At 73.0% G+C, this 5,905-nt stretch carries 9 protein-coding genes; 8 read left to right on the top strand and 1 reads right to left on the bottom strand.

All coding sequences use genetic code 11. The features are described from left to right. A partial coding sequence (locus J0670_RS27455) for an MFS transporter (protein ID WP_207814386.1) occupies nt 1-1,158 on the top strand: 1,158 nt, incomplete at its 5' end. Between the two features lie 97 nt (nt 1,159-1,255). Further along, entirely contained in the window at nt 1,256-1,507 is a 252-nt protein-coding gene (locus J0670_RS27450; protein ID WP_207814385.1) for a hypothetical protein, read from the top strand. 5 nt (nt 1,508-1,512) lie between these two features. Here J0670_RS27450 and J0670_RS27445 read toward each other — a convergent pair whose 3' ends face one another. Next, complete coding sequence (locus tag J0670_RS27445) at nt 1,513-2,334, bottom strand: TIGR04222 domain-containing membrane protein (RefSeq protein WP_207814384.1); 822 nt, start codon at nt 2,332-2,334, stop codon at nt 1,513-1,515. Nucleotides 2,335-2,426: 92 nt separating this feature from the next. Between J0670_RS27445 and J0670_RS27440 the strand changes: the two genes are divergently transcribed. The 6 genes from J0670_RS27440 to J0670_RS27415 form a co-directional block, all read left to right on the top strand. After that, nucleotides 2,427-2,651 carry a hypothetical protein gene (locus tag J0670_RS27440; protein ID WP_207814383.1) on the top strand — a complete coding sequence of 75 codons (225 nt, stop codon included), beginning with the start codon at nt 2,427-2,429 and terminating at the stop codon, nt 2,649-2,651. Next, on the top strand, nt 2,648-3,376 hold the full coding sequence (locus J0670_RS27435) for a VTT domain-containing protein (protein WP_307806718.1): 729 nt from the start codon (nt 2,648-2,650) through the stop codon (nt 3,374-3,376). Before J0670_RS27440 ends, J0670_RS27435 begins: the two co-directional genes overlap by 4 nt. 112 nt (nt 3,377-3,488) lie before the next feature. Beyond that, complete coding sequence (locus J0670_RS27430; RefSeq protein ID WP_207814382.1) at nt 3,489-4,004, top strand: RICIN domain-containing protein; 516 nt, start codon at nt 3,489-3,491, stop codon at nt 4,002-4,004. 71 nt (nt 4,005-4,075) lie between these two features. Then, on the top strand, nt 4,076-4,591 hold the full coding sequence (locus J0670_RS27425) for a DinB family protein (protein WP_207814381.1): 516 nt from the start codon (nt 4,076-4,078) through the stop codon (nt 4,589-4,591). Nucleotides 4,592-4,863: 272 nt separating this feature from the next. Beyond that, nucleotides 4,864-5,256, top strand: coding sequence for a cell division protein SepF (locus J0670_RS27420; RefSeq protein ID WP_207814380.1), 393 nt, complete (start codon nt 4,864-4,866; stop codon nt 5,254-5,256). A 168-nt stretch (nt 5,257-5,424) separates the two neighbouring features. Further along, on the top strand, nt 5,425-5,905 hold a 481-nt coding region (locus J0670_RS27415), incomplete at its 3' end, for a TetR/AcrR family transcriptional regulator (protein WP_207814379.1).

Here is a 5,905-nt window from a genome sequence, read left to right as displayed (position 1 = left end):
CACGGCGCCGTCGGCGGCACCTTCGTCACCCGCATCCCGTGGATCCACGACCGCCTGGACCTCTCCCCCGGCCAGCTCGGCCTGGCCCTGGTCATGCCCGCCGTCGGCTCCTCCCTCGCGATGCCGCTGGCCGGGCGCTTCGTCCACCGCTACGGCGGCCGGGCCGCGGTGCGCGGGCTGATCTCGCTGTGGTGCCTGGCCCTCGTCCTGCCCGCGCTCGCGCCCTCCCTGCCGGTGCTCTGCGGGGTGCTGCTGGTGTACGGCGCGACGGCGGGCATGGCGGACGTCGCGATGAACGCGCAGGGCGTGGAGATCGAGGAGCGGCTCGGCCGCTCGATCATGTCCGGACTGCACGGGATGTGGAGCGTGGGCGGCCTGGTGGCCTCCGGCTTCGGCATCCTGGCCGCCCACCTCGACCTCGACCCCCGGGCCCAACTGGCCGTCACCGCACTGGTCCTGCTGGCCCTCGCCCAGCCGATCAGCCGCGGCCTGCCCGACCTGCGGGCCCCCGAGGAGGCCGAGGCCCCGCCGCACTTCGCGCTGCCGCCGCGCAGCTCGCTGGTGATCGGCCTGGTCGGCTTCTGCGCGGTGTTCGGCGAGGGCGCCTCAATGGATTGGAGCGGCGTCTACCTCAAGGACGTCACCGGCGCCTCGGCGACCGTCGCCGCCGCCTCGTACACCGCCTTCTCGCTCACCATGGCCGTCAGCCGGCTCGCCGGGGACGCGGCGATCCGCCGCCTCGGCGCCGTCCGCGCCACCCGCCTGGGCGGCGCGATCGCCACCCTCGGCGGCGTGCTGGTGGTGGCCGCCGACCACCCGGCGCTGGCCATCCCCGGCTTCGCGCTGATCGGCGTCGGCGTCGCGGTGATCGTCCCGCTCGCCTTCGCGGCCGCCGGACGGATCGGCGGCAACCCCAGCCAGGCCATCGCGGGCGTCGCCACCGTCACCTACACCTCCGGCCTGATCGCCCCCGCCGTGATCGGCGCGCTCGCCCAGGCCACCTCACTGACCGTCTCCTTCGGACTCGTCACCCTCCTCGCCTTCGCGCTGATGCTGAGCGCCGGGGCGCTGCGCCGGGCCGAACCCGACCGCGAGGCCGAGAACGTGACCGCAATGTCACCGGAAAACACTTCCGGAAAAGATCTTTCCACGATATGATGTCGAATTATTCGGGTAATTCCCCGCTAATATCGCCGACCGTCGGGTGCGCTCCAGCGCCCGGCGGTTTTCGCTGTTCGCGGAAGGAATTCCAGCCATGTGTTACGACCCGGACGCCGCGCCGCCCGCCTTCAGCCCCGCGCTCTGGCCGCTCGCCGAGGCCGCCGACCTGACCCTGACCTCGGCGGACGGCACCGAGTTCGCCGCGTTCCTGGCCCGCCCGGAGGTGGCGACCGGCGTCGGCGTCCTCGTGCTGCCGGACAACAAGGGCCTCTCCGCGTTCTACCGGCACACCGCCGCCCGGGACGCCTGGGACCGGCTGCTGGCGTTCCTGGCACGAGCCGCCTGAACCGCTCAAATCCCTCCGTTGCCGCCGCCGTTGTTGGCGTGGTCCATCTCCGCCGCGCGGGCCCGCTCCTCGGCGGCCTCCCGGGCCCGCGACGCCTCCCACGGCCGCCTCAACGGGTGCCCCGGCGGCAGGCCCCAGTACCCCTCCAGGGCGACCTGGCCGAGCTCGTCCCGCCACCGGGGGTCCGCGTCGGCCAGCTCCACCACCCGGTCGCCGAGCGGCGTGCGGTCACCGCGGATACTGCCGAAGAGCCGCCGACCGGACAGCACCATCAACCCGATCAGCAGCGCGAAGGCCCCCAGCGGGATCAGCGCGTTGCCGTGGCGGCTCACCACCACCCCGAGACTGACGAGGCCTGCCAGCACGGTCAGGACACAGGCGGCCGAGGCCCACACCGTCGCCCGGTCGTGCCGCGCGATCAGCCTCTCGTCGCGCATCAGCCCCCGGGCCACCAGCTTCCGCCGCAGGGCCTTGGCCTCCGGCCGCCGCCCCACCTCCTTCGCCACCTTGATCAGGTCCCCGCCGGCCGGACCGATCGCCGCGAGCACGGCCGCGTCGAAGGTCTTCACCCCGCGCGTGCGCCGGGGGCCGACCCGGCCGGCCGGGGTCGCGGTCAGCCCCCGGCGCCGGTGCAGCTGGCACACCGCCAGCTCACCCAGGTGGCCCGACAGGCAGGCGAGTTCGTACAGGGTCGGTGTGCCCTGCGGCTGCGCGTCGGGGGCCGCGCGCTCGACCCGGTACACCGCCTCGAAGGTGGACCGGGTGAACAGCACCGCCGCCAGGCAGGCCACCGAGGACACCGCGAAGAGCACCGCGAACACCCACACGCCGCCACCCCTCCCCCAGGTCACCCCAGTGTGGGGACGGCCTCACCGCTCGGCAACTCCCTTGAGGCAAAGGAAGGTTCAGGGATCGTTCAGTGCGATCCGGCGAGGAGCCCCGGGCGCTGGAATCGCAGGACCGCCGGAACCGCTCCGCCGCCTCGGCCGCCACCATGCCGAGCGCCCCGGGCTCGGCCTGGCCGAGCCCCACCCGGCCGTCCGCCCGGCCGGACCGGGCCGCCGCCCCGCCGATCGTGATCGCCGGTGTCGACCCGGTTCCGGGGCCGGTTAGGCTCGGCGCGTGCCCGTGCCTGTACCCGTGACGACGTCCCCCGCCGACCACATCACCGACCACATCGCCGACCGGACCGTGGACCCCGCCGCGGAGCAGCCGGCCCGGTCGCCCTGGTGGCGGTTCGGCCTGCTGGTGCTGCTGCTGGGCGCGGCCGCCGGGTCGCTGCTGCTGTGGAGCCCGACGGACCTGCTGTCGGGCGGGCTGGCGGACCGGATGCCCGGCTACTGGTTCGCCCCGCTGTTCACCGCCGTCTACGCGGTCGGCACGCTCGCCTTCGTCCCCCGGCCCGCGCTGAACGCCGCCGCCGGGCTGCTGCTGGGCATCCAGCAGGGCGTGGCGCTCGCCGTGCTCGGCACCACCCTGGGCGCGGCCCTGGCCTTCGCGCTGGGCCGCGGGCTCGGACGGGAGGCGCTGCGACCGTACCTGCGCGGGCGAGTGCTCGGCGCGCTGGACCGGCGCCTCAGCGACCAGGGCTTCCGCAGCGTCCTGGTGCTGCGGCTGCTGCCCGGCATGCCCTTCCAGGCCGGCAACTACGGCGCCGCCTTCTCCGGGATCCGCTTCCTCCCCTTCCTCCTCGCCACCGCGATCGGCGTGGTGCCGACCACCGCCGTGTACGTGGTCGCGGCTGCCAGCGCCGGCCGGCCGGGCTCGGCGGCCTTCCTCGTCTCGGCCGGGGCCATCGCCCTGCTGGCGGCGGGCACCCTGGTCGGGCTCTGGCGGGCGGCCGGGAAGCGTTCCCGCGCCGCCGGATAAGGGTGGCACGACGGTCCGCGCACCCCCTACGATCGGTCCGCCGTCGAACGAACATGCGACGGCGATCGGCCCCGGCGTCCACCCGGGGCGTTTCGATGTTTCAGGGGGACCCATGACCGCACCGTCCAACCGCTCCCGGCTGCGCACCGGGGCTGGCCTCCTCGCCGCCGCGAGCGCCCTCGCGCTCGCCCTCCCGGCCACGGCCCAGGCCACCTACCCGAACCAGGTGCGGTACCAGAACGGGGCCACCCAGAAGTGCCTGGAGGTCGCCGACTGGAGCACCGCCGACGGCGCTCCCGTCCGGCAGTGGACCTGCACCGGCGGCGACAACCAGCTGTGGGAGCGGCAGGACGGCGGCGTCCTGGTCAACGTGCACAGCCACAAGTGCCTGGAGATCCCCGGCTACAGCACCGCCTGGGGCACCCAGGCCCAGCAGTGGACCTGCAACGGCGGTGCCAACCAGCAGTGGCGGGAGACGTCGGTCCCGCTCAGCGGCATCAGCCAGCTGTTCAACACGAACAGCGGACTGGTCCTGGACGTCGCCGGCTCCGACCCGGCCGACGGCACCCCGGTCATCCAGTGGGAGAACACCGGCACCTCGAACCAGTACTGGGGCCGCAGGTACTAGCCGCTGCCGGCGACCGCGCCGCCCGACAATTCGGTCGCGGCGGCGCCCCGTCACGGGCCAGGATGGCCGCCATGACCGAGATCTCCCCGCGGGTGGACCCGCCGATGGCCGCCGACGAGACCGCCATGCTCACCGCCTGGCTCGAGTTCCACCGCAGCACGCTCGCCCTCAAGTGCGAGGGCCTGACCGACGACCAGCTGCGGCTGCGCTCCGTCCCGCCGTCGACGCTCTCCCTGCTCGGACTGGTCCGGCACATGGCCGAGGTGGAGCGGCACTGGTTCCAGGGCATCCTGCTCGGCGCCGAGATCACCACCGGCCACTACTGGACCCCGGAGAACGACGACGCCGACTTCGACGACGTCGACACCGCCGATGCCGCCGCCGACTTCGCCACCTGGCGCTCCGAGGTCGAGGGCGCCCGGCGGGCCGCCGCCGGACTCCCGCTGGACACCGTCGGCAAGCGGCTGCGCCGCGGCGAGGAGGTGACGCTCCGCTGGATCCTGGTCCACATGATCGAGGAGTACGCGCGACACAACGGACACGCGGATCTTCTGCGGGAACTGGTGGACGGCTCCACCGGCGAATGAAATCGTTTCCGCATTGTTGACAGAAGGTCAATTACCCGACGAGCGCGACCGATATCGTCTACGCGCGCAACCGTACGGCGCTGCGCCGCGTCACTGTGAGTGCCCGGATCCACCCGGGTTTCCGGCGCGGCACGACCTGTACGGGGCTCGCGAGCGGGCACGGGACCGGTGAACAGTGCGATACTCGGACAGTTCCGACGAGTGGATGACGTGTCAAAACCGACACGCACAGCCCCGGGGGACCAGGACGGGACGAGGCAGGGAGGCGCGGCATGGGAGCACTTCGCGACGAGCACCACAACGGGTGGCTGATGCCCTCGGGGCACTACCCGGCCGCGGTGTACGAGGACGAGTGGGTCGATCAGGAGACGGTGCCGTCCGTCCCCGCGCCCGCCAAGATCGTCTCCCTGCGGCCCACGGGCTTCGAGGCGGCCCGCACCGTCGGTGAGCACATCCGGGCGAGCACCCCGGTGGTCATGGACCTCACCGAGATGGACGAGGCCGAGGCCAAGCGCATGGTCGACTTCGCCTCCGGGCTGATCTTCGGCACCCGGGGCGGCATCGAGCGGATCGCCCGCCGGGTGTTCCTGCTCACCCCGGCCGACGTCGAGGTCATGGTGATCGACCGCCCGCTCGACGACACCGGCTTCTACAACCAGAGCTGAACCGACCGGAGCTGAACCGGCCGCGAGGCCACCAGGACCCGAGACCGGGGACGGCGTATCCGCCGTTCCCGGTTTTTCTGTTGCCTGGACACCGGCCGTCAACGTTTCAGCTGAGACCCTGAAAACAAATATGAGACACAGCTGTCTCATTTGGATTAGACTCGGCTCATGGCCACCGACCGCGACACCGTGCTGGAAGCCGCCGTCGGCGTGCTGTCCCGCCGACCCACCGCCCACATGGACGAGATCGCCCGCGCCGCGGGCATCAGCCGCGCCACCCTGCACCGGCTGTTCCCGGGGCGGGACGCGTTGATCCGAGAGGTCGGCCTGCTCGGCCTGCAGCGCTTCGCCGCCGCGCTGGACACCGCCGACACCGGGGAGGGCGACGCCGAGGCCGCCCTGCGCCGTCTGGTGGACGCCTCCGTCCCGGACGCCATGCTCTGCGCCTTCCTGGCCGGCGAGAACCAGCTCTACGCACACGACGACGTCAACGACCTCTGGGAGCTCCAGATCGCCCGGCTGCACGCGCTCTTCCTGCGCGGCCAGCAGGAGGGCGTGTTCCGGATCGAGCTGAGCGCCGCCTGGCTGAGCGAGGCCTTCTTCGACCTGGTCGCCGGCATCGGCTGGGCCATCCAGGACGGCCGGCTCG

The sequence above is a fragment of the Streptomyces sp. FH025 genome (genome assembly GCF_017427025.1).
Lineage (GTDB): Bacteria > Actinomycetota > Actinomycetes > Streptomycetales > Streptomycetaceae > Kitasatospora.
The sequence above is the reverse complement of the archived record's forward strand: the minus strand, read 5'-3'. Positions and strand labels throughout refer to the sequence as shown.

Coding starts and splice junctions, on each gene's coding strand:
- J0670_RS27420 (WP_207814380.1), top strand. CDS start 4,864: ATGGGAGCACTTCGCGACGAGCACCACAACGGGTGGCTGATGCCCTCG.
- J0670_RS27430 (WP_207814382.1), top strand. CDS start 3,489: ATGACCGCACCGTCCAACCGCTCCCGGCTGCGCACCGGGGCTGGCCTC.
- J0670_RS27450 (WP_207814385.1), top strand. CDS start 1,256: ATGTGTTACGACCCGGACGCCGCGCCGCCCGCCTTCAGCCCCGCGCTC.
- J0670_RS27425 (WP_207814381.1), top strand. CDS start 4,076: ATGACCGAGATCTCCCCGCGGGTGGACCCGCCGATGGCCGCCGACGAG.